This window comes from Pseudoalteromonas ardens, from assembly GCF_030125445.1.
In the GTDB taxonomy this organism is placed as follows: domain Bacteria; phylum Pseudomonadota; class Gammaproteobacteria; order Enterobacterales; family Alteromonadaceae; genus Pseudoalteromonas; species Pseudoalteromonas ardens.
Genome location: NZ_JASJUV010000014.1, coordinates 57,743 through 58,999 on the forward strand (window position 1 = coordinate 57,743; position 1,257 = coordinate 58,999).

The window sequence follows — 1,257 nt, forward strand, 5'->3', positions numbered from 1 at the left end:
ATCTATTGAGTTTGTTGATGGCTTTTAAAGCTTCGGGGCATGGTAGGGACATTTCGATATAGCTTAATACAAGTGCGAAAATACTGCAGGAATAAAAAAGGGGTGGTAACCAGATTGGCACCACCCCTGTTAGTGTGAACAACGAGCTATTATAAAGTGAGTGAGATCAGTCTTGATCGTTAGTGGTCAGTGACTCTTGTTTTTGTTTCGCTTCTCTGACTTTTAACGTACGTTGCTGAAACTCAGATTCATTGAGTTCGTTGATGGCTTTTAAAGCATCAGGCTGCGGCATTTCGACAAAACCAAACCCTCGGCGTTTACCTGTGTTCTTATCTTTAAGCAAACGAACCGAAAAAACCTGTCCCTTTTCTTCGAACAATTCGCGGACAACTTGTTCATTTGCTCTGTAGGGTAAATTACCGACATAGAGTGTGGTTGTTTCTACCGAACCACTGATGCTACTACTACCAGTATTTCCTGTTGAGGAAGCAAATGCTGAAGCAATACCTCCAATGATGATGCCTAGCGCCAATAATAGGGCGGGATCTATTTGACTATTTAGCAGTACAAAATGACCGAGCGCGTAGCTCAGTATTGCCAGGAGAAGTACAGTAAATAGTGTCTTACGATCGAGAATATTCATAAGGATCTACCAAAAAACGTTGAATACACATTAATTTAACAAGAAAGGTTGCTATATTAACGACTTAATCAAATATCGCAATAATTAAATATAGAACTTGTTGAAAAGATTGCATCTTATCTGTGGAATTACTGCCAGTATTGAGGGTTTAAAGATAAATGATCAAAAAGATCAAAAAAGGGGTTGCAATGGTTTTCGATTTCCCTATAATGCGCATCCACCGACACGGAGCACAACGCTGAAAAGCAACGAGTTAAGTGAAGGAAAAGCCAAACGGAAAGCTTAATTAAGAAAAATTAAATTTTCTAGTTGACTTTAAAAGTGAAGCGGTTAATATAGCGCTCCACTTCGCAGCGAGGCTGCGGTAACTAACGAAGTTTAGTTACACCGGGTAACCGGATTATGTTCTTTAAAAATATGAAGCAATCATCTGTGTGGGCACTCGTACAGATTGAGTTCTAACAGCGAAATTCAGTTTACTGAATGACGCACAAAAATTTAGAGTCTCAATTGAACTGAGTGACCAACGGAATAAACATAGTTTATTCAGCACAGTCAATTCGATTCGAAAGAATCAAAATCAGAATTCAATGAGCACGAATCTTCGGATTCAA

1 protein-coding gene is annotated in these 1,257 nt (G+C 39.0%); it reads right to left on the bottom strand.

Annotation, left to right across the window (positions count from 1 at the left end; all coding sequences use genetic code 11):
• Positions 1-166: 166 nt before the first annotated feature.
• On the bottom strand, positions 167-643 hold the full coding sequence (locus tag QNM19_RS24365; protein WP_284027305.1) for an RNA recognition motif domain-containing protein: 477 nt from the start codon (positions 641-643) through the stop codon (positions 167-169).
• Positions 644-1,257: the final 614 nt, after the last annotated feature.

What these genes read in the sequence shown, in the direction of transcription:
- QNM19_RS24365 (WP_284027305.1), bottom strand. Translation starts at nt 643, where the DNA reads ATGAATATTCTCGATCGTAAGACACTATTTACTGTACTTCTCCTGGCA.